We start from the raw sequence: 23769 nt of genomic DNA, 5'->3' as shown, positions 1-23769 counted from the left end.
TGGTGGGTTTTTTTATGGCTTAGCTACAGAATAAATTGAGAAATATTTACTAACACTTAATGTCGGATTGAAACTTGTGCAACAAATAAAAACAAGGAATGCTGTAATAAATATCTTTATGTGCAGACTACTAGGTTGTGATGGCTATTACTGACGAACTTAGATAAGTACGCCACAACAATTAGAACGGCATAATTTGCGGCTACAGCAAAGCAAGCCTACAACAATAACGAACGATGTTGACTGTTAACACGTGAGAAGAGGGAAGGGAAATGATTGAAATATCAGGCCTTGCTAAGCGTTTTGAGGTGGAAAACCCGAAAAAGCTTAGTGAACAAGAAAAAAAGGACCCGCGATTAAAAGGGCGCTATTTCCAATCGGTAAGGGATGTGTCGTTTACTTGCGAAAAAGGACAAGTACTTGGTTTATTAGGACCAAATGGAGCAGGTAAAACAACTACACTTCGCATGCTTTCAACAGCACTCAAACCTGATAGCGGAAAAGTTATTATTGGTGGTGAGGATGTGCTTACTAACCCTAATATTGCCCGTAAAAAAATTGGCTTTTTATCTAGTTCCACAGGCCTTTACGGTCGTTTGAGTGGCAGGGAGAATATTAGCTACTTCGGTGAGTTGCACGGTATTTCAAAAAATGTGATTAACGCGCGTATTGAAGAATTAGCTGACTTACTCGATATGCAAACCTTTCTTGATAGACGAGCCGAGAATTTCTCGTCAGGGATGAAACAAAAAGTCTCTATTGCCCGCGCTGTTATACACGAGCCTGAACTAGTGGTACTTGATGAACCTACTACCGGCCTTGATATTATGGCTACCAGTACCGTGATGGAATTCATTCAACGCCTTAAAGATAAAGGTACCCCGGTTATTTTCTCTACTCACCATCTTGATGAGGTGCAAACCCTTTGCGATAAGGTGACCGTGATTAACCAAGGTGAAACAGTATTTAACGATTCGCTAGCTGCCTTTAGCGCTTTGTCTGGTAATGACGGGGCTGGCGGGCAAATGCATAAGAGCTTCCTAAAAACACTATCAATGGATTCTGAGGAGATGGGCAATGTGGTTAATCTTTAAAAAGGAATTCAAAGAGCTATTACGGGATAAGAAAACCATCATATTCATGATTGGTTTACCGCTTTTATTGTTCCCAGCGATTTTCGGTGTCGCGTTCTTTTTCATGAGTTCAGCGGCGGATAAAGCTGAAAATAAAGTACTGAAATACGCGATAGTTGGTGAAGCGTATGCACCAGCAATTGTTCAGTCTTTTAATGACGCATCAGATAAATTCGAATCAGTTGCGATTGGCGATGAGACTGACTACGCCAAACTCATCAAAAACGAAACATTAGATTTTGTGCTGGTTATTCCGGAAACCTTTGATAGTGACGTTTTGCGTTCAGGTCAGCATAAAATTGAGCTTTATCTCAACGATGCGGGTCTAAATAAGGTGATGGGGCGCGTATCCGATATCATTGATGAATATACCGATGCATTCCAACAAACCGCTTTTGCGCAGCTTAATCTAAATGAAACTCAGCAAGAGGCCTTGCTGAAGCCAATCAAGATAGAAAAGCAAAATGTCGCCGACGATCGCGAAGTGTGGGGTGAACGCTTAGGCGGTATGCTGCCATATTTCATCTTCATCTTGTGCCTTCAAGGCGCTATGGCCCCAGCGGCTGACTTAGGTGCCGGTGAGAAGGAGCGTGGTACATTAGAAACGCTACTTATATCGCCGATGGACCGTCATAAGCTGGTACTGGGTAAATTCTTTACTATCGCTACTGCGGGTATAATTACTGCGCTTATTACCGTTTCTTCCATGGCTATATGGGGGCTGGTGTTATCGCAAGGCATGGCCGTTGAGTTTGTGGTTAAGATCATGTCGATGATTGGTCTTGTAGACTTCTTACTGATCTTCCTAATGTTGGTGCCGGTGGTGGCAGTTTTCGCCGCTATTCTACTATCACTTTCAATTTATGCTCGCTCATTTAAAGAGGCGCAAAGCTACATGGGGTCACTGATTATGGTGGTTATTTTCCCTGTAATTATTGCCATGATGCCGGGTGTAGAGCTTAAAGGCGGCTGGGTTTGGGTACCGCTGACTAACGTTGCTTTGGCGATGAAAGAGCTGTTCAAAGGTACCATGGATTACTTTGCACTCTTTGGCATATTTACGTCTACCGCAGTGATAGCAACCGGGCTGATTTTCTTCTGTATCCATTGGTTTAACAAAGAAAAGGTCCTGTTTAGATAACAAAACTGCTTACCTAGCACCATGTGGATGTTTAGCATCTTTGTAATAAGCCCGCTAAAAGCGGGCTTATTCTTTATGGCAGAAAGGTTTTTTATAAGGTGGATAATTTAACACTCGAAGTGCAGGTTCAATACGCTCTAGTTTTGTGTTTACTACACTTCAAAGTCGATACGCTTGATAATTCCCTCCCAACCAGGAGGGATTTTTCCTTGAAGGACATAAGAATAGGCCAGCAACTCGGCAATTACATAATACAGCGATTCAGGGATATCTTGCCCCACATCAAGGGTAGCAAGGACTTCGCTTAAGTAAGGGTCTTCGTGAATTAATATCCCGGTTTCTTCAGCCATGGCTATAATGGCTTCCGCCAAATCTCCATAGCCTTTCGCAACCACTTTAGGTGCGTTTTTTTTATCGCCGCCGTCATATTTTAGGCCGATGGCGCGTTTTGTCTTTTGTGAATCAGTCATAAACGCTTTACCTAAACCCTAGTTTCAAAGATTTGATGAGGGCGCGAATTTAAAGTGTCCGGTATGTGACCTCGCTGGTAGCTGGTGTTTTCAACAACCAGACCGAGCGAAGTAAGACGTTTATGTAAATAGGGTAGGGTGTCTCCGATACGTTTAAGTACCTCATCGCTTGAGGCATACAAATCTAAAGTAATGGTGCTTTTATCAATTTTAGATTTTGCCAACACTTGTCCGCTGTCACCAATATCCAGTTTCATCGTAATATTCCAAAGAGAACGCTGACCTGCTTGTGCGTGCTTATTGTTCTGGCCACCCTGCTCTCGTTTTATCAATAGTTCTGGTGGACTTTGATGTTGTGAAAGTGATGGCAAAATATAATAGAAACTATCTTGCCCTTGAATACGGCTATCTACATTAGCAATTTTGTTTTGCTGGTGGCTACTTAGCAGCGTTTTAAGTTGAGAAAGCAGCTGTTGTCGGCCGTCTAGTTGGTTCATGTCATGGCTAACGCGACTTGGTTGAATCGTTACCCCCATATTCGCTAACGTTTTTGAAACGATAGAGTCAGGCGCATCTATTTGCGTTTTTAAGCCGGGCTGGCGCTGCATGGCACGCCCCGCTAGTGCTAATTGAACCAAAGCAACCAACCCTTGAACAAAGCTGGAAGCGTTTACGGGCGATGTTAAGTTTATTGGTGTGGTAACTAGCGCCTGTGAGGATATAAGCTGCTGCAAGCGCTGCGACAATCCTTGCTCGTTCATATCGATCGCTAGTTTTTTCGCGCCGTTTTTTAAATCGTCGACAGCGCCTACGTTCTCGCCAGCTACGCTCTCGCTTGATTTTGAACCCGCTATAGTGACGTGACTATCTGAAACCAATGGTGGTATCTTTGCGCCTTTACCTTGTGTAGCCGCAAGTTGAGCAGCGATGTTGCTCAGTAAGCTATTTGATAAGCCTTTGGCCTGTGAGCTTAACGCTTGTGCGAGAGAGGCAAGTGATACAAGAGAGGATTTACTCCCACCGTCTTTTCCTTGCATGCCAGTGGTCTCGGGTGACATGTTATCTTTTCCGTCAGTCAGAGACGCTTTTGCCGTTACTAGCAGTTGTTCACTGGAAGGCTTAGGCGGGCCGATAAACGCTCCATTAGATATTTTGAGTTGCGAAGGTTTCGCGTTGAGTGCATCAAGACCTTTTAGGTGCTGCAAAATTTTATCAAAATGCTGGGTTCCATGTGCTTGAGGAGCGCCGCTGCCTGGCGGTAACTTTCCATTCTCAACAATAGCAACGAGTTGGCTTAATGCTTGGCTGGTACTGCCTGTTTGGCTCAATAATACCCGAGAAAGTGTACTAATTGCGTTGTGTACATCCGTTCCTTTAAGCGATGTGGGAGCCGCTGCTTTTAGGTTTGTAATGGATGAAGAGGCTTCGAGCGAGCTATTTCCCGTAACGGCATCGAGCCCTTTCGCCGTTACTTTTGGTAATTGTGAAAGGTTAAGTTTACTTACCTGCTCCTGCGTCAAAGTTGGAGCCGAAAGGGAAGGGGCCTTGCTTTGAGGTACATCAATTTGTAATAACGCGCTTTGTTGCGCAGTGCGAATCGAGAGCTTGCTGTCCGTTAAGGTCAACGCAGAAAGCACTTTTAACGCGTTAGTGTCAGCACCAGAACCTTTTAACAGCGCGTTAAGTTGTGGCGGGTTACTCAAGTTATGCTCAACAGCAACGCCGCCCTGCTTAAGAGCGCTGGAAATAAGCTGTTGCTGTAAGTTGGTACTTACATTTTTATGGGTTATAGCGGCGAAATCATTGTGGTTGGCTCTTGGGGCAGCGCTTCCATTGGACAAACCTTGAGAGATTTGCAGTGCGATTCCACCGTTGCTAGCTCGGCTTAGCCCGATAACGACCTGCTGACCAACCAGCTTTTGAAGCGTTGCTTTAGCCGTGCTATCCAGCTTTTCAGTGTTTATGTCCGTAAGGGGAGCAGCCTCGTTTTTAGCCGTGGTGAGCAAGAGTTGCCCAAAGTTTTCACTCTTTGTAGAAATAGAAAGCTGACCTTTAAGCGTAACGGCGGCGTTATTTGCAGCTAGAGCTTGTGCCACAGCTTTCAGTAATTCGGCTTTATCGGGCGCTGACAATGACACGCCTTGTTGAGAAAAACTTGTAGAAAGGAGTATTGCAGATTGAGCGCTTAACTGACTTTGAGAAGCATTTTTCGATTCTGGGCCTGAGAATTGGCCGGGGGGGGCAGGTAAAAGTACAAGCTGTGCATTATTAATTGCTTGGTTAGAAAGCTTAGCGCTTACTTCTGCGGGTAAGACAACGTTAAGTACTTGAGCCGCTGACGATGCATTATTTGGTGTAACCGTTATCGATAGCACTCGTTCAGGCAAGCGTTCAACTATTACTTTTGCCGCATTATCTAATGTAGCAGCCTGCGACAGCGCAGCGTTGGCAATAGCAGGAGAAGTACTTTTACTTGTTCCTTGAGTCGCAGTACCAAGGTTTCCTGGTGACGATAAAGATGTTGGCGAAGTCGAGCCCGTTGACTGATCCAGAGCCGCTGCCAATAGTGATGATAATGGTATTGTCATAATTAAGATATCGGCACAGTCGCGCTTTTCCTTACTTATTTGAGTATAGCAAATTTGACTATAGCAAAGTGCTTTGAGGCTGATTCATCATTAATAAGTGCTCATCAATAAAGTACAGCGAAACCATTCGTTCTTAAGGCAGATGAACAATTTATTTTTGCGCAAAAAGACAACTCACCCTTGTTCTACGGGCTCTGTGGAAAAATGCCTTTGTCTTTGAAGTAAATCATATTTAATTGGAAATCGCGACTGCGAAAAAGCGTTCATGTGGTAGACTAGCGCCATTTTTCAAAACCTCTTTTTTAGGTTGGAGTGGCCAAGTAGTGTTAGAGGCGTGCGGATTAACGTGCAGCAAACGAGATAGAACCCTTTTTGAGGGGCTTTCACTGGTTGTGAATACTGGTGAGTTGTTGTACTTGCGCGGTCCTAACGGGGCAGGAAAAACCAGCTTACTTCGCATATTAACTGGGTTGAGTGCACCTGAGTCGGGCGCCGTGTTATATAACGGTGTAAACATTTCCAAAGACAAAACAGGCTATTATCGCGACCTTTTCTATTTGGGGCATAAGAGCGGTACAAACGGCAGCCTTTCAGCCTTGGATAACTTATCGTTTTGGTTAGCCCAGCATAGTATATCGATGCAAGAAAATACGCTGTATGACGTCTTAGCAAAAGTAGGGTTAGTTGGGCTTGAAGATGTGCCTGTTAGGTATTTGTCGGCTGGTCAACAGCGTCGTGTGGCGCTATCGAGACTATGGCTTAAGCCAGCAAAGGTGTGGATATTAGACGAACCGTTTACAGCGCTTGATGTAAATGGGGTTCACTTACTTGAGACAAGTATGAAAGAGCACATTGGTCGCGGCGGTCTCATTATTACCACTTCGCATCAACCACTGTCAGAAAATGCTGGGGAACACCGCGTATTTGACCTGGAGTACCGCTTTTAATGTCACTTTATCAAGGTATTTTTAAACGCGACATGCACATCGCGTTCAAGCAAAAAGCGGAATTGGTGCAACCACTGATGTTTTTACTAATGGTGGTGACCTTATTTCCTTTAGGTGTAAGCCCTTCTCCCGACACCCTTCAGCGCATTGGACCGGGGGTAATTTGGATTGCGGCGATTTTGTCATCGCTCATGGCGATGGAAAGGCTGTTTCGCGATGACTTCCAAGACGGGGCGCTAGAGCAGTACATGTTATCTGGTATGCCATTACCAGCGGTGAGTGCAGTAAAAGTGGCTGCCCATTGGCTGGTTAGCTTCGTGCCTTTATTATTGCTTTCTCCACTGCTAGCCATGTTTTTAAATTTAACGGTCGATATGTATATCGCGCTCGTTTTAACATTGTTGCTGGGAACACCATTACTTTCTTTGATTGGTGCTATCGCAGTAGGGCTTACCGTTGGATTGCAAAAAGGTGGGGTGCTGTTGGCATTGCTACTTATCCCTGTCTTTATTCCGTTACTGATATTTGCCACGTCGGCTGTGGATTCTGCCGCACTGCAATTACCTTATCATGCGCAACTTGCTATTATTGCCGCCATGCTTTTATTGGCTGCGGCATTGGCACCGTTTGCCATCGCGTATTCTTTAAAAGTGAGTCAAAACTAATGTGGAAGTGGTTACACCCCTACGCAAAGACAGAGCGCGCGTATCAGCTCTGCCTAACTTTACAGCCCTGGTTTTGGGTTGGTGCTTTAGTGTGTCTGAGCATTGGCACTGTATGGGGGCTGGCATTTGCGCCTCAAGATTATCAACAAGGTGATTCATTTAGAATTATCTATATCCATGTACCTAGCGCCATTTTGTCTATGGGCACTTATGTCGCCATGGCAATTGCAGCCTTGGTGGGTATGGTGTGGCAGTGGCGCACTGCCTATATGAGCATGATTGCTATGGCGCCTATCGGCGCAGTAATGACGTTTATCGCTCTATTCACGGGCGCCGCCTGGGGCAAGCCAATGTGGGGCGCTTGGTGGGTGTGGGATGCTCGTTTAACTTCAGAGCTTATTCTGCTTTTCTTGTACATGGGCGTGATTGCGCTTTACGGTGCGTTTGAAGATAAACAGCAGGCGGGTAAAGCCGCAGGCGTGATGGCGCTTGTAGGTGTTGTAAATATCCCCATTATTCACTACTCGGTAGAGTGGTGGAATACGTTGCATCAAGGCGCGACCATTAGTAAGTTCGACAACCCTTCGATCGCCCCTGAAATGCTGTGGCCGCTGTTAATTAACCTTCTGGGTTTCGCATTTTTTATTGGGGCTGTGACCACTGTACGATTACGTAATGAGATTGTGCTTAGAGAAATGCACCGACCTTGGGTACAAGCGCTAGCAATGAATAAAGCATTAAATCAACAATCTGGTGATGCGGCTACTGCTAGTTTAAAAGAGGGCAGTTAAGATGCAGTTTGAATCCTTTGCCGATTTTTTAAATATGGGCGGCTATGCATTTTATGTATGGCTTTCGTTTGGCGTTACCTTCTTAGCAATGGGCATTATCGCTATTCAGAGTTTTAGTAAACATCGTGACCTTTTAAAGCAGGTAGTGGTGGAAAAAGAACGCAAAGCGCGTATTAGAAAAGCGCGACAGCAACAGCAAGACAGCATGTAGTGTTAATGTGAAAAGTGAACTTAGTATTCATTTGCGTTTTATTGTTTATTAGTTTTTTCGAAGTGAGAGTTGCATGAACCCGAGACGAAAGCAGCGACTAGCCGTAGTGGGAATTATCGGTTTTTTAATAGTAAGTGCAATTGGACTGATGCTTTACGCGCTTAACGACAGTATTGACCTTTTCTATACGCCAAGCGAAATCATTGAAGGTAAAAATGGACAGAAACCGCAGGTTGGCCAGCGTCTTCGTATAGGCGGTATGGTGGTACCTGGCAGTGTGAAAAGGGATCAAGAAAGCTTAGCGGTGAGCTTTGACCTTATCGATACCGGCCCAACGGTTACCGTGACTTACACCGGCATCCTTCCTGATTTATTCCGCGAAGGTCAGGGCATTGTAGCGACGGGTGTACTCACTGGCGCGAGCAACATTAAAGCGCAGGAAGTGCTGGCGAAGCACGATGAAGAATACATGCCGCCTGAGCTAGCTGAAAAAATGAAGGGCATTAAGCACGTTAAACCTGAAAATATGCCATCCTACGAGTCGACTACCGGCAGCGGAGGCAAGTAAATAATGGTGCCAGAGATTGGAAATATTGCGCTGACGCTTGCGCTAGTGCTCTCTATATTATTGGCCGTTTATCCGCTATGGGGCGCTCACCGTCAGCACGAAGCGTTAATGGCAACGGCCAAACCGCTGGCGATAGGCTTATTTATCTTCACGCTTATTGCCTATGTATGCTTAACCTATGCCTTCGTTACCGACGACTTTAGTGTGGCCTATGTTGCCCAGCACTCAAATAGTCGACTTCCTATCTATTATAAAATTACCGCTGTGTGGGGCGGCCACGAAGGCTCATTTCTGCTGTGGGTGCTGATGCTCTCCATATGGACAGTAGCAGTGGCGATTTTCAGCAAGGGTATTCCTCTTGCTATGGTCGCACGGGTGTTGTCGGTATTGGGCATGGTGGGCATCGGTTTTTACTTATTCATGCTGCTTACCTCAAACCCGTTCAACAGCATGCTGCCGTTTTTCCCGGTAGATGGACGGGATCTTAACCCGCTGCTGCAGGATTTTGGCATGATCATTCACCCGCCTATGCTTTATATGGGCTATGTAGGCTTTTCTGTCGCTTTCGCGTTTGCTATCTCGGCGCTTATCTCGGGTCAGTTAGATTCAACCTGGGCGCGTTGGTCAAGGCCTTGGGTTATCTCAGCATGGGCGTTTTTGACGGTGGGTATTGCGCTGGGCAGCTGGTGGGCATACTACGAACTTGGCTGGGGCGGCTGGTGGTTCTGGGATCCCGTAGAGAACGCTTCTTTTATGCCTTGGCTGGTCGGTACTGCGCTAATGCACTCGCTAGCCGTAACCGAAAAGCGAAAGGCGTTTAAGTCGTGGACCGTACTGCTTGCTATTGCCGCATTTAGTTTGAGTTTACTTGGCACCTTCTTAGTGCGATCAGGCGTTATCGTTTCAGTGCACTCATTTGCAAGCGATCCTACCCGAGGCTTATTTATACTGGGCATATTGATTGTACTTAGTGGCTTTGGCCTACTGCTTTACGCTATGCGTGCTGCTTCACTTAAAAGCCCAGGCCGCTATCAAGCGTTTTCCCGTGAAGTGTTGTTAATGGGAAATAATGTCTTTTTATGCGCAGCTACACTGGTTGTGTTGTTGGGTACCCTATTGCCACTTGTACACAAAGAGTTAGGCCTAGGCAGTATTTCGGTAGGTGCTCCGTTCTTCAATCAAATGTTCACCTTATTGATTGTGCCCTTTGTATTAATGCTAGGTCTTGGGCCGCTTACGCGCTGGAAACAGCAAAAAGCCAGTGAATTACAAAAACAGCTATTTATCGCTGGCGGTATTGCGCTAAGTGCCGGTGTACTAGTGAACTTTGCCTATGATGAACCAACCTATATGGGTGTGTTGGGCATGGTGTTGGTGTTTTGGATTTTAGTCACTACAGTGCAAGAGGTGATGCAGCGTCTATCGGCAATGCCATCAAATAACAGTGACAATGCATCGGTGCTAACTAAACTTCGCAAGCTTACGCCAAGTCACTGGGGAATGGTGCTGGGCCATGTGGGTTTTGCTATCTGCATTATCGGTATTACCCTTGTTTCAAACTACGAAATGGAGCGCGATGTGCGCATGGACATTGGCGATACTGTTTCTCTTGGCGGTTATGACTTTAGCTTTAGGGATGTCGTCAAGGTTCAAGGTCCGAACTTTGAGGCGGACAAAGGCGTATTCGACGTTTATCAAGACGGTAAATTAATTGCGCATCTAGAGCCAGAAAAGCGTTTGTATATTGTACAGCGTATGCCGATGACTGAAGCCGCTATTCACTCAAATCTCGCAAGGGATTTGTTTATCGCTATGGGCGAGCCCTTAGACAATGGCGCATGGGCCATCCGAATTTATATTAAGCCATTTGTCATCTGGCTATGGGCGGGTGCAGTGGTTATGGCTATAGGCGGTATCTTTTCTATTAGCGACAAACGTTATCGTATGGCTAAAGTAAAAAAGATAAAACGTGTATTCGGTGGTAAAGGTGAAAATGACGCTGAGCAATCTCATGGTCAAGTATCCACTCCATCAAATACCTCAGTGAAAGGAGGCGCATAATGAAAAAAGCACCACTCGTTGCTATTCCATTAGTGTTATTCTCTTTACTGGTCATTTTCCTGTTTAAAGGACTTTTTTCTGACCCCAGAGAGTTAGATTCTCAGGTTCAGGATAAGACGTTACCTGCATTCTCACTGCCAGACCTGATGAAGCCAGAGGTGACCTATACGCCTGAAGATTTAAAGGGCAAGGTAACCATATTAAATGTATGGGGTGTATGGTGCGTGACCTGCGCTGTTGAGATGCCGTACCTAACTCAGCTAAAGAGCGAACAAAACGTTCACATTGTGGGTTTGTATTTTGATCAGGACTTAGACCCAGACTTTGGTACTAAAACACTAAGTCGTGTTCAGCAAGAAGTTACCGATATGCTCAGCCGTTACGGTAACCCTTACGCGTATAATATTTTTGATGTCTATCGCGATACGTCGCTCGACCTTGGAGTAACAGGAGCGCCTGAGCACTTTGTTATCGACGCCGAAGGCATTATTCGCATGCACCACATAGGCGATATTAACGAGCGTGTTTGGAACACCAAAGTTGGCCCGCTATACAACAAGCTGGTGGCAGAAGCGTCTGGCAAAAAGGTAGATGTAGATGCAGTTATGGCCTCAGAGCCTTCATTGTCGAACACGCTTAATGAAAAGAATAATCAGAGCTCCGCAAGTGCACAGGGAGGGGAATAATTATGTTATCGGACACTTCCTCCCACGGTCTCGCGTTCTTTAAAGCCACTATGCTAAGCGTTTTTACGCTGCTGTTTATGCTTAGCGCTTTTTCAGTAAGTGCGGTTGAAGATAAGTTTTCTTTCGACACGCCAGCTCAGCGTGAAAGCTTTTTAAAGCTTACCGCTGAATTACGATGTCCTATGTGTCAAAACCAGAATATTGCTGATAGCGACGCCATGATTGCCCATGACATGCGCCGAAAAGTGTACGCGTTACTAAAGCAAGGCAAAACAGAGCAAGAAGTGATTGATTTTATGAAGTCACGCTATGGCGATTTTGTACATTATCAACCGCCGGTTACGGCTGCGACCTTGTGGCTTTGGGCTGGCCCTGTTTTGTTTATTTTTATTGCCCTAATTTTGGTGATTCGACGCAAATCGGTAACACCACCAGAGGATATGGCCGCTAAGTTAGCTAAAGCAGATGAAATGTTGGAGCGAGAGAAAGAATGAGTTGGTCTGAGTTTTATATTATTGTTTCAGGCTTAATTACGCTTGTTCTACTAATTGTCGCTTTCCCATGGCTGCGTAATAAAAATCACGCAAAACAAGACAGTTTAAGCAATACGCAAATTGTTAAGCAGCGCCTTGCTGAACTTGATCGTGAAGTGCAAGAAGGGCTCATTAGTGAGCATGACAAACGACAAGCCGTTGACGAACTAAAACTAGCGCTGGTAGATGAAAGCGCATTTCAATCTCATAAAACGGGTAATGCAAAACTTCCGCTCGCGATTGGCGCCGTGCTTGCGATAGCCTGCGGAGTGATTGTATATGCGCAGGTAAACCAAATGGGTCGTGTTACCCAGGCGAGCCAAGCCATTGAAGCGTTGCCCGAATTGAGTCAACAGCTTGCCAGCGGTAATGCGAACAACCTGACCCAACAAGACATTGCTAGCCTTGCTCTTGCTATACGCCAGCGTTTGAGAGGAGAGCCCGAAGATGACACGGGATGGATGTATTTTGGCAGATTGATGCTGAGTATTGGTCAAGAAGTACAGGCCATTGAAGCTATTGATAAAGCGGTAAGTTTGGCGCCGTCTAATTCTGCTAATCGCATTACGCTCGCGCAAGCCTTGATGACCACAGGGGATGTAAACAACTTAGAACGAGCACAATCTATCTTATTGGGCTTGCTTAACGACAATCCAGAGAATGATAATCTTGCGCTGATGATGGCGGTGGTCTCTGCTCAACTTGGCGACCTTGAAAATACCCAGCGTTTTTATAAGCAAGTTGAAGGTAAGTTGCCAGCTGATAGCGATATGGCGCAACGTTTAGTGGCGCGTATAAAAGAGCTACAAGGGAATACCAGTGAAATGGCAGCGCTACAAAATACAGGTGCTGAAATTACTGATACACCAACAGCGCAAAATGCCAGTAGCGAAGCGAAAAATACTAGTAGCGAAGCTCAAAGTGATAGCAGCGAAGCACAAACCGGCTTTAATATTACGGTGAATTTATCTGACGACGCTTACATAAAAGCGCCTAAAGATGGTTTCTTGATAGTGTTCGCTCAAGACGCAAACTCTGACAACAAAATGCCCGCTGCTGTAGTTAAACTGCCCATAGATGACTTTCCCGTTTCCGTTACTCTAACCACAGAGAACGCAATGATGCCACAATTCACGCTAGCCACGCTTTCTGATGTGATGGTTACCGCAAGACTATCCAAAGATGGTAATGTGGCAGTTTCAAAAGGCGAATGGCAAGGTAGTGTGAGCGCAAGCGTTACTGCCAACGAAATATCTTCACTAAGCGTTATTATTGATAAGGAATTATAAGTATGGAACTGTCTAAATCACTCGCAGCCGGGTTGATTATTGCCGCAAGTCTTTTAGGTGGCTGTGCGAGTAACCATACTCAAGATCAGGCTCAAGCGTATTCTCAAGACGCTGGGTCGAACCAGGCTGTAGTGGATACTTCAGACCCCCGTGACCCATTAGAGCCAGTTAATCGTGAAATCTGGGATTTTAACTGGGATGTGTTGGATGCCTATATCTTGCGCCCAATAACGGTTACCTACGTGACGGTAATGCCTCAGCCTGCGCGAACTGGTTTGGTGAACATCACGGACAACCTACAAGAGCCTGCGAACTTTTTGAATAATATGTTTCAAGGCAAGGTTGATGATGGCTTAGATAGCTTGGCTCGTTTTTTAATTAACACCACAGTAGGGTTAGTTGGCACGTTTGATGTCGCGTCAAAAATTGGTATTGAGCGTAAACGCGAGCAGTTTGGTGAAACTCTGGCTGTGTGGGGCTTAGATACTGGGCCTTTCTTAATGCTGCCCTTTTTAGGCCCAAGCGATCCGCGAAGCTTCACCGGTGATTATGTTGACGGTTTTGCGTTTCCAATGTCGTTACTCGAAGGGTCTGTAAACTTAGCGCGTATTGGTATTTCGGTACTTGAAACAAGAGCCCAATTACTTGACCAAGAGGCGCAGCTAGAGCAGTCGGTGGACGATTATGCGTTCGTTAAAAATGCTTATTTTGAGAATCTAGAATTTCGCGTTACTGACGGTAAAAGCGGCGATAAAGCCATTGATGATGAGCAGCTAGATGACTTTGCTGATTTTGAAGCAATGTTGGAAGGCAATGACTTTGATAGCTATGAAGAAACGTCGGAAGAAAGTGTTGATGAGCCTACAGATTCAGAAGATACATCAGTTGATGGCAGTGAGAAAGCTAAGCTAAAAGAAAAAGACGCCAAGTCGAAAGACGGTAAATAGAAAAAGAGTAATAAATAAAACGACGTTGGATAAAGTTCGGGGGCAGGGTTTAGTTATTATTATCTAACCTCAACTTCAACGTCACTCTAGCTATAAATGCCCGCACAAAAAAAGCCATGCTCAACAGCATGGCTTTTTAGTTCTAGGTATGTGAACAAGCCTATTGGCAGCGTTCAAACGACAAGCTAATCCTTTGGATAGCCCATCGGGTTTTGTGACTGCCAGTTCCATGTGTCGGCACACATGTCTTCCAAGCCTTTTTCTGCATGCCAGTTAAGCTCTGTAGCAGCTTTTGTTGGGTCGGCATAACAGGCTGCCACATCGCCGCTTCTACGCGGTGCAATCTTATAGGATACGGTTTTACCCGAGCCTTTTTCGAAAGCTTTGATCATTTCGATGACTGAATAGCCCTGACCTGTACCCAGATTGTATTTGTCTAAGCCCATGTTAAGGTTTAAACGATCAAGTGCTTTCAAGTGACCATTGGCAAGGTCAACAACATGGATATAGTCGCGAACGCCTGTGCCATCAACGGTATCGTAGTCGTCACCGAACACGCTTAGCTGCTCTAGCTTACCGGTAGCAACCTGAGAGATATAAGGCATTAAGTTGTTCGGAATACCGTTCGGATCTTCACCGATCTGGCCAGATTCGTGTGCGCCAACGGGATTGAAGTAGCGAAGCAATACAATGTTCCACTCGTTGTCCGATACGTAAAGATCGCTAAGCATATGCTCAACCATAAGCTTCGACATACCATAAGGGTTTGTCGGGTGGCCTGTGGCCATATCTTCACGTAGCGGTAGCGATGCAGGATCGCCGTAAACCGTTGCAGATGAGCTAAACACAATATTCTTTACATCGTGCTTCTGCATAGCTTTACAAAGCGTCAGCGTGCCGTACACGTTGTTTTCATAGTATGAAAGGGGCTTTTGCACAGACTCGCCAACGGCTTTTAAACCCGCAAAGTGAATAACTGCATAAATGTTATGCTCGCTGAATATGTCATCTAACACGGCGGTATCGCGAATGTCGCCCTGCACAAACGTAACCGACTTGCCTGTTAACGCTTCTACACGACGAAGTGATTCAGCACTTGCATTTGCAAGGTTATCCAGCACTACAACACCGTAGTTTTGTTCAAGTAACTGTAAAACTGTGTGACTACCTATATAGCCTGCACCACCAGTGACTAAGATGGTCTTCATGCATTCTCCTTGCTAGACGGTTGCGCAATGTATTTAGCGCAGATGGAATATTGAATAGGTTTTATAACCAATGGATAAATTAAAAATACCACAAAAGCCCACAGTAACGAGGTCCAATTTGACGCGGTTTGAAGAATAAATGCGAATACCGGGACAATGACGAGTAACTTTAGCACATTCAGTAAAGTCTTCTCTGGGACAGATAGCCGCTTTGACGCTTGGTCAAGCAACTTAACGCGCTCTGTCAGTGGAAGACCTTTTAAGGCAGGAATGTCTCTGGTAGAAAAATAAAACTTCATAGGTTTATGAAAAGCCCTTAATAAAAAACCGCCGAAACGTTACGTTGCGGCGGTTATTGTAGGGTAATTGGTCAGCACTTAAAACATGCTAACAATAAATTACGCTTTTTCTTCAATACCCGCTTTTTCCCAGAAACGAGATTTAAAGCTCATTAAACCAATCACAATAGCAATGGCAATGCTAAATAGGGCAATTTGAAGATACAGGTCTGGCATTTGCTCTACGTTTTCAGGGTCGAAGTTGCCTGAAAGTAAGCCAGCAATGATGTTACCGATGGAGTAAGTCAGTACGAATACCCCCATCATTTGCCCTGCGAAACGCTTAGGCGATAGCTTACTTACCGCACTTAGTGCAACAGGGCTTAGGCAAAGCTCACCAACAGTGTGTAAGAAGTAAGTAGTAACAAGCCACATAGGCGCAACTTTAAGACCTTGTGCAGCATATTGAGACGCCATAAACATTACCAAGAAGCCAGACGCCATAATTACGATACCAATGGCACACTTAATGGTGTACGACGGGTCAATCATTCTCTTAGCAAGGTTAATCCAAAGTGCAGCGAAGAAGGGTGACAAAATAATGATAAATAGCGAGTTTGAAAGCTGGAACCATACTGTTGGAATTGCATCCATTCCGAATAGAGAAGTGATAAGCGAACCGCTTTCAAGTACGCGGTCTGTATAGTTCTGTGCGAATAGGTTTAACGAAGACCCCGCTTGCTCAAAACCAGACCAGAAACACGCTGAAGCAACACATACTAAGAACAGCGCCCACATGCGCTTCTTTTCGTTGTCGCTTAATTGACCTTTGAAATAAATAAAACCGAAGTAAAGGAAGAAGATGGCGGTAAATACAACAGCAACTTGTTGAGCAAGGGCAACTGGCTCAATAACAATAGTGCCCATGTGCGCAAGCACAATAACCACAACAGCAAGGGCAACCACAGCCCAAACGCCCATCCAAGCGCGCTGTTTAGCGACACCTTGATACGGGTTTGCAGGAGCAACAGAATCGGACGATAACGAACGGTTGCTAAAGTAATATTGAACTAGACCAATTGCCATACCAATGGCAGCTGCACCAAATGCGTAGTGCCAGCCCCAGTTTTCCTGTAAATAACCGGTAACTAGGTAGGCGATGAGTGAACCTATGTTAATGCCCATGTAATACAGCGCATAGCCACTGTCACGACGGCCGTCGTCGTCGCCATATTGCTGGCCAACCATTGCTGAGATGTTAGGTTTAAGTAAGCCAGTACCTGAAGCAACAAGAATAAGGCCAACAAAGAAGAGGTTTTGCAAGTCTATGGCCAGTACCACGTGGCCTGCGAAGATGATAATACCACCGTACCACACGGCGTTCTTACCACCAATTAGGCGGTCAGCCAACCATCCACCCGGTAGACCTAGAAAATATACCGCACCTGTATAAAGGCCGTAAATAGCGCCAGCGGTTGCAACAGTAAAACCTAACCCTTGGGTTTGTAAGCTTGCTGTCATGAAAAGAACAAGTAGTGCGCGCATACCGTAATAACTCATGCGCTCCCACATTTCTGTAAAGAATAGCGTTCTTAGGCCCCCTGGATGGCCAAAAAAGCTAGTATCGTTAGATGATTTCATAATTATATTTTAATTCCATATTGCTTATGGTTGTTATTGTAGAGCACTTATAAGATAGGCTCTTTGATAGTCGTCCGTAAGGCGGATAGCTTCTTATACTAGAGCTTGCTTAAAGACACAAGATTTGGGCGACAAACTTCATTAAAGCGGTGTCAATCGACTAAGTCTTGAACGACTTAGTCGATTGAATTGTTGGCTCGATGGGCTGAAAAAGGTACTAAAGTTCGCGGATAGTAGCTACTACAATTCTTACGATGCCGTATATAAGTAACAATGAGACACCGAAAAGAACAAGGTTGTAGATAACCGTGGGGTAAGCATTATCATCAGGAAGGGTAGGTGATTCTACGGTTACCAAGTGTTGCAGTTTTTGGTATGCCTCTACGCGCGCGTTTTCTAGTGTAATAAGCGATGACGAGTACGCTTGAATAGCTAATTGAAGCTGAACCTGAAGGTTACTGTATTGCGCCATAAGTTCACTCACTGACAGGGCTTCACTTTCTCCTTCAGCAGTACTAATGCGCTCCTTCTGCTTTTCTACTTCTTTCTGTAGTGCGGCTATTTCACGCTTAATGTTAATCACTTCTGGTGCGACGTTAGACATCATGGTAGACATGGTGCTTAGCTCAGCTTTTTTCTGGGCAAGGGTTGCCTCTAGTGAAAAAGCAATCTGCTGAAACGCTGCACCTTCAGCAGTAGGGTCTAGCACGTTGTATTTAGACTGAAACCCCAGAATTTCTGTTTTTGCTTGTTGAAGTTTTTGCTCAACAATCTCATGTTCACCTTTAGCAAAAGTGAGCTTCGATTTGGCCAAGTTATTGTTGATGTTATTAATAAACTCTTCCGCTTTATCAACAATAGCTTGGTTGATTATTTGGGCGTATTCAGCGTCGAAAGCGCGGGTTCGCAAACTAATTACAGAAGATGCTGAGTCAACGCTAACTTCAATATGGTTGAGGTAAAACTGATAAAAATCTTCTTGCTTATGTGAAGACGGCAAACCACTAAACATATCGGCTTTGTCTGACATGTAATGGTCTCGAAGGCCAATAGTTTCATCGAGATACTTAATCATATCTGCAGACTGAATATACGCTTCTACAAGCTGACTTTCCGTGCCGCCTGATGCACCAGAAACACCAGCTGCCATCAAGAGAGATGAGGGGTCGAAGCTACTGCCGCCATCGCTTGATTTTACAATAAGCTGGCTTTTACTTTCATATTGTGGCGCAGCCCATAAAACAAGGTATAGGGCGTAAAGCACCCATGGAAGAACAAGTAACAGCATTTTGTGTTTGCTGAGAAGGGCATTGAGCTGTGTAAGAGATTTTTCCACTGTGATTTGAACCTATTTAAGTGATTTCTTATTGTCTGCATCCTGCGTATAAACGTCGATGCCTTCTTCGAGATCGTGATAGTAAGTAAGCTTGCCTTCATCAATGATAACGGCAGACGTACAGAATTCGCGAATTTGGTCGAGTTCGTGACTAACCATAATAACGCCGGCCTGCTCACTTTTTTCCTTAAGTGATAAACGCGCTTTTTTTCTGAAAAGCGGATCGCCTACTGATGTCGCTTCATCGATAAGATAAATATCGAAATTAATATTCATGCAGCACGCAAACACCAGTTTGGCGCGCATACCTGAGGAATACGTGCGCACGGGAAGGTCGAAGCGTTTACCTAACTCGGCAAACTCTTGCACTTTTTCTTCGTATTCTGGGAGCGACTTGACGTTATTAATTCTTCCCACGAAACGCGTATTTTCACGGCCGGTCATTTGGGGGTGAACACCTGTTTGCAGAGCCACTGGCCAAGACATAGATTTGTTGGTTAAAACACGACCTCTGTCAGGGTATTCGCTTTTGGCTAGTATCCGAAATAGCGTGGACTTACCCGCCCCATTTTTTCCTAAAATCGCGACGTTATTCTCTGTGGGGAAATCAAAGTTTAGATTTTTAAAAATATACTGAGGTCCCATTTTGCTGGGATAGCTCTTGGTTAAATTTTCAATTTTAATCATCGAGAAAGCACCTTCTTCCACGTGATGTGGTACATCGCAAGGCTTAGAAATAAGAACGCAATAGTAATTTCAATGACAAAATTTAATGAAACGCCTTTTGTCCCGTAAGACTCGAAGCATGCATAGCGAGCGAGCTCATTGAAATGAACGAGCGGATTCCATGTCAGATACGGCCAATATTCTTCGGGTAAGTCTTGAAGGCTGAAAAAAACGCATGAAATAAACATCAGTGGGCGAGTAAGCATTGATTTTATCTTATCCACTTCCGGTACGAATGCGGCAGCGATAGCAAAAATCATCCCGATGGATATCGAAAATACCCATAAAAGTAGAAACAGGAATATTAGAAGTAGTGGGTCATTTACCGTAAACGTTTCGTTCATTAAATAAAGTGCGAGGCTCAGCAAAGCGACTACAACGACCTTAACAGAGAACTCGAGGAAGCCTGCGGTAAGGATTGCTGAAATAGGTTGAACTTGTCTGAACGCATAAAGCGGCTTATTTCTTCGCACAGATGTTGAGACTGATTGTAGGCACGTAGTTAAAGACTGCAGGCCGACCATACCAATCATCATAAACAGAAATAGAGGAATCGAGTGGATATCATCGCCACTGATCAGTCCGCGCAGGTATGAAAGCGCAAAAATAAACGCAAAAGGTTCGAGAAACGCCCAGCCCAAGCCAAATTTATCGTTAAATTTACTTTGAAGCTCACGCAGGAAAAGCGCGAATATCACGCCTCTCCATGCATAGAGCTGATCTTTAAAAGTTACCATGTTTAGTTAGTAGCGACGTTAGCTGCAATAGCAATTTGGTAAACGATTTGAGTAATGTCTTTAACAGCTTGCAGTACCTTGGTATCTATTGCAGGCAGAACGATAATCTGATCCCCTGGCTCAAGCTTGCTTTCGTCACTTGAAAGGAACGAGTCGTTCACGCTTGAAAAAGTAACGTTACCGTTTTTGCGAACAATAAGAATACGTTCGTCTTCAGCGCGTTCAGTGAAACCGCCAGCCCATGCAACGTAGTCCTCGGTAGTTGCATCTGGGTTAAACACTACAGACTGAGGCAGCAATACTTCTCCGCCAACGTGAATCAAGTCAGTCACTTCAGGAATGACGATAGTGTCGTTCGGTTCAAGCAAAATATTAGCTATGTCGCCATTTTCAGATACAACAACACGGCCTTGGGGCTCCACTCTCCTTGCACGAGCAATAAAGTCCGCAACGAGTTGCGCTTCTTGAGCACGGATAGCGCCTTCACCAGTTGAGCTTATCGGTGCGGTATACATGCTTCTCTCAAGACGCTGCAGGCCTTCTTCGATGATTTCCTTTTGTTTTACGGCCACACTTTCTCTAAGTAGATAAATATTTTGTGTATCAGAGAGCGTGGTATCAGCTTCGATATGGTCAAGCACGTCAAGCAAGCGCGCACCTTTATCAACCATAATTTGTGATGCGCCCGCGAAGGCTCCTGCAACATTGATGCGATATATTTGCGGTTCGTGATCTGCAATGTACTCTACCGTATCGCCCGCGCTTAGTTCTAAAGAAGCGAACGCTTTTAAATCTAAGTAACGTGCGAACTGTTTATTATTGCGAACACCCGATACTGAAGCATGAGAAGCGAATTCACCGGGGCGTGCAAAGTAGTTAACTACGCCGCCATTTAATTCTTCATTTAGAAATTCAAAGGTAAAGCTATTACGGGCTCCAGTTTCAACCACAATAGTGTTACCGATTGGGTGCACTAAAATAGTGTCGCCGTCTTTGAAGGATACAGCTGGAAGCTTTCCACTTCTAAAAAAAGCATACAAGTCTGCAGTGGCTACTGTCTTGCCGTTGCGAACGACATCTATTTGCCTAAAACTGCCGCGCTGGAAGTCGATACCGCCTGCACGTTTTAGATAATAAAGTACGCTATCTGAAGCAAGGCCGGCGTATTGACCGGGGCGCAAAACTGGTCCTGATACAAATACAGAGACTGGGGTCGATGTAAGAAGGTTTACGTAAACATTCACATCGTTGGTATACACCTGCCTAATTTTCGCTGTAACTGTTTGGTTTACCGTGCCTGCCGGTGTGTTTGCTACTCGAATAGGACCGATATTAGGAATAAAAATATTGCCTTGGTTGTCAACGGTTACTACGTCTGAAAAATTCACTGCGCCCCAAAGCCAAATACTTATTTTGTCGCCAGGTGCTACTAAGTAATTGTCGTTTAACCCTGAACTGCGTTCGGATTCGAAACCACCAATAAAGAGGTTTGCAGCAAATGGCGGGTTCTCCATAGGCGCTTGTGCTGGAAACACGGTGTCAATTGTGGGTTCACCAGGGAGGTTAACCCCATTTCTTGGTTGGGTTGAGAATTGCCCCATCGTGTTTGCCGAGCTTGATGCGCCTGGTAACGTTCGCTGTGTTGATACGCTCAAAGGAGATACCGACTGAGTCGAAATGCCGCTTTGAGATTGCTGAGCTCTTTCTCGTAGCTGCTGCAGTTGCTCCATGCTTTGAGCAAAAACCGATTGTAACATCATGCTGCCAATGACTGCTGTACATGCTATTTTTGACAGCGCTTTTGTTGTGTTTTTCATATCCATAAACTTCATTGGTTTATTCACCTAGCACGGTCGCTGAAACAACGAGAGGAGATACGACTCTCCACTGTCCATCCCGCTGGCAAGTTGTTAATTTGCGCTGTGCTCCATTTCGAACCGAGCCACTATCTTGTAAAGAAAAGCGGATACATTTATTGCCGGTAGCTGAAATATAGTGCTTAGATGCTTCGTAATCGTAACCATCAAAGCGTATCGTAAAAGATTCCTTTGTATCAAAATAGATATTGGCTTTTGGAATATTTATTGCAAGCTCTTTGTCCGGCGCTAAAGAATATGCAAGGGAAGAGTGCACCAAAGGGATGTCAGCTTCAGTAACTGTAGGTGAGTTAGTGCACCCTGTTGCGCCCACTATTAGTGCGAACGGCAGTATAAAACGTTTGAATTGTTTGAACATTAGCTTTCATATCCATATAGCAATTTGGCGCTAGGATAACATAAGTTTTAAAAAAAGCATGTTTGCTATCGCTTTAGCGCTAGGGTCTGGCGAAGCAAAAAGACCGCTTTTTTACTGGCAAGTTCAAAAGTGTTGAAAAATTTAACTATTCATCGGATTAAAGGGCGTTGCAGTTCGTTAAGTGAACATTAAGGATTATTCAAAATGCCAAAGGCAGTTTGGCGCGTTGAGACGGGTTCTAAATGCATTGTAAGAAATTTTTTTGAAACGTTATTTTTTTTGATTGGGGTGGTTACTTAAACAAATGTTTTATATCATATGGTGGTTTTCTACCCGCACCGTTATAACAAAAAGCCCTCACCGCGTTGGAAGAAATGGAAGTTGTATGTAAATGGAATCAACATTGAGTTTTATAAACAAATTTAAAAGTGCATTGGTTATGTTCGAAAATCCAAATGTTTCGCTGTCCGATGACGAGAGGTTGTGTGTTTTATGCTAGCGTACTTGCAGTTCGTCCCGCTTTTCACTGCATTTTTCGTAGCCCTAATTCTTTTAGTGGTGATGACGCCATTAGCGCATCAGTTCGGTTTAGTTGACCAACCTACCGCGCGTAAACGCCATGCAGGAATCGTCCCGTTAACCGGGGGGGTAGCGATATTCATGGCTGTTCTTGTAGCAAGTGTTGCTACAGATGTATGGATGAAGAATGATCCCCTTTTCTTTACTGCGTCCGCTTTTGTCGTCTTGCTTGGTATGCTTGACGACCGTTTCGATTTGAGTGCTAAAGGGCGCCTTATGTGCCAATTTGGTGTGGCTGCTATCATGGCATGGAGCGCACAAAATTATATTACTTCATTAGGCAACATCTTTGGCACCGGCGAAGTGCTGCTCGACCTCGGCGGGTATTTTTTCACCATCATTTGTGTCGTTGGTGTTATCAACGCATTTAACATGATCGACGGTATTGATGGTCTTGCAGGTGGTATGAGCTTGGTTATATTGCTTACCGTTGCAGGCTTTTTGATATTCACCGGTAATGGCGCGTCGATTATGGAGCCGCTTATTATCGTTGCCGCAATTGTTCCTTTCTTGGCGTTTAATTTGAGTTGGAAAGGTTTCAAAGGAAATAAAATATTCATGGGTGACGCGGGTAGCATGTTTGTTGGTCTTACGATAGTGTGGCTGCTTGTTGATCATACCCAGGGGGACACTGCTGCGTTTAGGCCTATAACGGCGGTGTGGCTGGTAGGGCTCCCTCTAATGGACATGGCGGCAATTATGTATCGCCGTGCTCGAAAGGGGCAATCAATGTTAAAGCCAGACAGGCAGCACCTTCACAATATATTTATGCGGGCCGGACTAAGTAGTAGGAAATCATTGGTCGCTATACTATGCCTTGGTGCGTGTTACTGCTTGATTGGTATTTTAGGTGAAGTATATCAAGTGCCAGAAGCTGTAATGTTTTATGGCTTTATTGGTCTTTTGATTATTTACAGTTTAGTAATCCAACATATATGGAGCGTCCTTCGCTTTATCAAGCGGTTCTCGACGTAAATTTGGTGAGCCCCATAGCAGGTT

The 23769-nt window shown here is 44.8% G+C and carries 23 protein-coding genes; 13 read left to right on the top strand and 10 right to left on the bottom strand.

What is annotated here, in order from left to right; genetic code table 11:
* Window positions 1-272 precede the first annotated feature (272 nt).
* Window positions 273-1094, top strand: a complete 822-nt coding sequence (locus tag AC27KT_RS13655) for an ATP-binding cassette domain-containing protein (protein WP_269349553.1) — start codon at window positions 273-275, stop codon at window positions 1092-1094.
* Window positions 1078-2274, top strand: a complete 1197-nt coding sequence (locus tag AC27KT_RS13650) for an ABC transporter permease (protein WP_487130805.1) — start codon at window positions 1078-1080, stop codon at window positions 2272-2274. The genes AC27KT_RS13655 and AC27KT_RS13650 overlap by 17 nt, the downstream gene beginning before the upstream one ends.
* 152 nt (window positions 2275-2426) lie before the next feature.
* Here the strand turns inward: AC27KT_RS13650 and AC27KT_RS13645 are convergent, their stop codons facing one another.
* A complete protein-coding gene (locus AC27KT_RS13645; RefSeq protein WP_014948509.1) occupies window positions 2427-2744 on the bottom strand; it encodes an EscU/YscU/HrcU family type III secretion system export apparatus switch protein in 318 nt (105 codons plus the stop codon).
* 11 nt (window positions 2745-2755) lie between these two features.
* The gene (locus AC27KT_RS13640) at window positions 2756-5332 is read right to left on the bottom strand and encodes a flagellar hook-length control protein FliK (protein ID WP_487130803.1); all 2577 of its coding nucleotides are present in this window, start codon (window positions 5330-5332) and stop codon (window positions 2756-2758) included.
* Window positions 5333-5655: 323 nt separating this feature from the next.
* Here AC27KT_RS13640 and ccmA point away from each other — a divergent pair, with 323 nt between their 5' ends.
* From ccmA to AC27KT_RS13590, 10 genes are all read left to right on the top strand, one after another.
* Window positions 5656-6279, top strand: coding sequence for a cytochrome c biogenesis heme-transporting ATPase CcmA (ccmA, locus tag AC27KT_RS13635; RefSeq protein WP_487130994.1), 624 nt, complete (start codon window positions 5656-5658; stop codon window positions 6277-6279).
* On the top strand, window positions 6279-6944 hold the full coding sequence (gene ccmB / locus AC27KT_RS13630; RefSeq protein ID WP_075176083.1) for a heme exporter protein CcmB: 666 nt from the start codon (window positions 6279-6281) through the stop codon (window positions 6942-6944). Before ccmA ends, ccmB begins: the two co-directional genes overlap by 1 nt.
* Window positions 6944-7735, top strand: coding sequence for a heme ABC transporter permease (locus AC27KT_RS13625; RefSeq protein WP_487130801.1), 792 nt, complete (start codon window positions 6944-6946; stop codon window positions 7733-7735). Before ccmB ends, AC27KT_RS13625 begins: the two co-directional genes overlap by 1 nt.
* A 1-nt stretch (window position 7736) precedes the next feature.
* Window positions 7737-7946 (top strand): heme exporter protein CcmD, encoded by a 210-nt coding sequence (gene ccmD / locus AC27KT_RS13620; protein ID WP_487130799.1) that lies wholly within the window; start codon window positions 7737-7739, stop codon window positions 7944-7946.
* Window positions 7947-8019: 73 nt separating this feature from the next.
* The gene (ccmE, locus tag AC27KT_RS13615) at window positions 8020-8514 is read left to right on the top strand and encodes a cytochrome c maturation protein CcmE (protein WP_039223316.1); all 495 of its coding nucleotides are present in this window, start codon (window positions 8020-8022) and stop codon (window positions 8512-8514) included.
* 3 nt (window positions 8515-8517) lie between these two features.
* Window positions 8518-10575, top strand: coding sequence for a heme lyase CcmF/NrfE family subunit (locus AC27KT_RS13610; RefSeq protein ID WP_487130797.1), 2058 nt, complete (start codon window positions 8518-8520; stop codon window positions 10573-10575).
* On the top strand, window positions 10575-11261 hold the full coding sequence (locus AC27KT_RS13605) for a redoxin family protein (protein ID WP_487130795.1): 687 nt from the start codon (window positions 10575-10577) through the stop codon (window positions 11259-11261). Before AC27KT_RS13610 ends, AC27KT_RS13605 begins: the two co-directional genes overlap by 1 nt.
* A gap of 2 nt (window positions 11262-11263) precedes the next feature.
* On the top strand, window positions 11264-11755 hold the full coding sequence (locus AC27KT_RS13600; protein ID WP_487130793.1) for a cytochrome c-type biogenesis protein: 492 nt from the start codon (window positions 11264-11266) through the stop codon (window positions 11753-11755).
* On the top strand, window positions 11752-13083 hold the full coding sequence (gene ccmI / locus AC27KT_RS13595) for a c-type cytochrome biogenesis protein CcmI (protein WP_487130791.1): 1332 nt from the start codon (window positions 11752-11754) through the stop codon (window positions 13081-13083). Before AC27KT_RS13600 ends, ccmI begins: the two co-directional genes overlap by 4 nt.
* Before the next feature lie 2 nt (window positions 13084-13085).
* Window positions 13086-14030 carry an MlaA family lipoprotein gene (locus AC27KT_RS13590; RefSeq protein ID WP_487130789.1) on the top strand — a complete coding sequence of 315 codons (945 nt, stop codon included), beginning with the start codon at window positions 13086-13088 and terminating at the stop codon, window positions 14028-14030.
* A gap of 185 nt (window positions 14031-14215) precedes the next feature.
* Here the strand turns inward: AC27KT_RS13590 and galE are convergent, their stop codons facing one another.
* The 8 genes from galE to AC27KT_RS13550 all read right to left on the bottom strand — a co-directional run bounded on the left by galE (window position 14216) and on the right by AC27KT_RS13550 (window position 22191).
* Window positions 14216-15238 carry a UDP-glucose 4-epimerase GalE gene (galE, locus tag AC27KT_RS13585; RefSeq protein ID WP_487130787.1) on the bottom strand — a complete coding sequence of 341 codons (1023 nt, stop codon included), beginning with the start codon at window positions 15236-15238 and terminating at the stop codon, window positions 14216-14218.
* On the bottom strand, window positions 15235-15537 hold the full coding sequence (locus tag AC27KT_RS13580; protein ID WP_014948522.1) for a DUF6170 family protein: 303 nt from the start codon (window positions 15535-15537) through the stop codon (window positions 15235-15237). Before AC27KT_RS13580 ends, galE begins: the two co-directional genes overlap by 4 nt.
* Window positions 15538-15636: 99 nt before the next feature.
* The gene (locus AC27KT_RS13575; RefSeq protein ID WP_487130785.1) at window positions 15637-17157 is read right to left on the bottom strand and encodes a peptide MFS transporter; all 1521 of its coding nucleotides are present in this window, start codon (window positions 17155-17157) and stop codon (window positions 15637-15639) included.
* 217 nt (window positions 17158-17374) lie between these two features.
* Window positions 17375-18493 carry a KpsE/RkpR family capsule polysaccharide export protein gene (locus AC27KT_RS13570; protein WP_487130783.1) on the bottom strand — a complete coding sequence of 373 codons (1119 nt, stop codon included), beginning with the start codon at window positions 18491-18493 and terminating at the stop codon, window positions 17375-17377.
* A 12-nt stretch (window positions 18494-18505) separates the two neighbouring features.
* A complete protein-coding gene (locus tag AC27KT_RS13565) occupies window positions 18506-19180 on the bottom strand; it encodes an ABC transporter ATP-binding protein (protein ID WP_487130781.1) in 675 nt (224 codons plus the stop codon).
* A complete protein-coding gene (locus AC27KT_RS13560) occupies window positions 19177-19956 on the bottom strand; it encodes an ABC transporter permease (protein WP_487130779.1) in 780 nt (259 codons plus the stop codon). Before AC27KT_RS13560 ends, AC27KT_RS13565 begins: the two co-directional genes overlap by 4 nt.
* A 2-nt stretch (window positions 19957-19958) precedes the next feature.
* Window positions 19959-21788, bottom strand: a complete 1830-nt coding sequence (locus tag AC27KT_RS13555; RefSeq protein WP_487130777.1) for a polysaccharide biosynthesis/export family protein — start codon at window positions 21786-21788, stop codon at window positions 19959-19961.
* Window positions 21789-21792: 4 nt separating this feature from the next.
* Window positions 21793-22191, bottom strand: a complete 399-nt coding sequence (locus tag AC27KT_RS13550) for a hypothetical protein (protein WP_487130775.1) — start codon at window positions 22189-22191, stop codon at window positions 21793-21795.
* A 492-nt stretch (window positions 22192-22683) separates the two neighbouring features.
* On the opposite strand from AC27KT_RS13550, the gene wecA reads away from it, so the two are divergent.
* Window positions 22684-23745: a UDP-N-acetylglucosamine--undecaprenyl-phosphate N-acetylglucosaminephosphotransferase gene (gene wecA / locus AC27KT_RS13545; protein ID WP_487130773.1), complete on the top strand. Its 1062-nt coding sequence runs from the start codon at window positions 22684-22686 to the stop codon at window positions 23743-23745.
* Window positions 23746-23769 lie beyond the last annotated feature (24 nt).

Source organism: Alteromonas sp. 5NW40-0090 (assembly GCF_057552975.1).
The sequence above is the reverse complement of the archived record's forward strand: the minus strand, read 5'-3'. Positions and strand labels throughout refer to the sequence as shown.

Bases quoted from the DNA above. Each gene is read 5' to 3' on its own strand.
- ccmB (WP_075176083.1), top strand. From the start codon at position 6,279: ATGTCACTTTATCAAGGTATTTTTAAACGCGACATGCACATCGCGTTC.
- ccmE (WP_039223316.1), top strand. From the start codon at position 8,020: ATGAACCCGAGACGAAAGCAGCGACTAGCCGTAGTGGGAATTATCGGT.
- wecA (WP_487130773.1), top strand. From the start codon at position 22,684: ATGCTAGCGTACTTGCAGTTCGTCCCGCTTTTCACTGCATTTTTCGTA.
- AC27KT_RS13590 (WP_487130789.1), top strand. From the start codon at position 13,086: ATGGAACTGTCTAAATCACTCGCAGCCGGGTTGATTATTGCCGCAAGT.
- AC27KT_RS13575 (WP_487130785.1), bottom strand. From the start codon at position 17,157: ATGAAATCATCTAACGATACTAGCTTTTTTGGCCATCCAGGGGGCCTA.
- AC27KT_RS13560 (WP_487130779.1), bottom strand. From the start codon at position 19,956: ATGGTAACTTTTAAAGATCAGCTCTATGCATGGAGAGGCGTGATATTC.
- ccmD (WP_487130799.1), top strand. From the start codon at position 7,737: ATGCAGTTTGAATCCTTTGCCGATTTTTTAAATATGGGCGGCTATGCA.
- AC27KT_RS13555 (WP_487130777.1), bottom strand. From the start codon at position 21,788: ATGAAGTTTATGGATATGAAAAACACAACAAAAGCGCTGTCAAAAATA.
- AC27KT_RS13565 (WP_487130781.1), bottom strand. From the start codon at position 19,180: ATGATTAAAATTGAAAATTTAACCAAGAGCTATCCCAGCAAAATGGGA.
- AC27KT_RS13625 (WP_487130801.1), top strand. From the start codon at position 6,944: ATGTGGAAGTGGTTACACCCCTACGCAAAGACAGAGCGCGCGTATCAG.
- AC27KT_RS13550 (WP_487130775.1), bottom strand. From the start codon at position 22,191: ATGTTCAAACAATTCAAACGTTTTATACTGCCGTTCGCACTAATAGTG.
- AC27KT_RS13610 (WP_487130797.1), top strand. From the start codon at position 8,518: ATGGTGCCAGAGATTGGAAATATTGCGCTGACGCTTGCGCTAGTGCTC.
- AC27KT_RS13640 (WP_487130803.1), bottom strand. From the start codon at position 5,332: ATGACAATACCATTATCATCACTATTGGCAGCGGCTCTGGATCAGTCA.
- AC27KT_RS13645 (WP_014948509.1), bottom strand. From the start codon at position 2,744: ATGACTGATTCACAAAAGACAAAACGCGCCATCGGCCTAAAATATGAC.
- AC27KT_RS13655 (WP_269349553.1), top strand. From the start codon at position 273: ATGATTGAAATATCAGGCCTTGCTAAGCGTTTTGAGGTGGAAAACCCG.
- AC27KT_RS13580 (WP_014948522.1), bottom strand. From the start codon at position 15,537: ATGAAGTTTTATTTTTCTACCAGAGACATTCCTGCCTTAAAAGGTCTT.
- AC27KT_RS13650 (WP_487130805.1), top strand. From the start codon at position 1,078: ATGTGGTTAATCTTTAAAAAGGAATTCAAAGAGCTATTACGGGATAAG.
- galE (WP_487130787.1), bottom strand. From the start codon at position 15,238: ATGAAGACCATCTTAGTCACTGGTGGTGCAGGCTATATAGGTAGTCAC.
- ccmI (WP_487130791.1), top strand. From the start codon at position 11,752: ATGAGTTGGTCTGAGTTTTATATTATTGTTTCAGGCTTAATTACGCTT.
- AC27KT_RS13605 (WP_487130795.1), top strand. From the start codon at position 10,575: ATGAAAAAAGCACCACTCGTTGCTATTCCATTAGTGTTATTCTCTTTA.
- AC27KT_RS13600 (WP_487130793.1), top strand. From the start codon at position 11,264: ATGTTATCGGACACTTCCTCCCACGGTCTCGCGTTCTTTAAAGCCACT.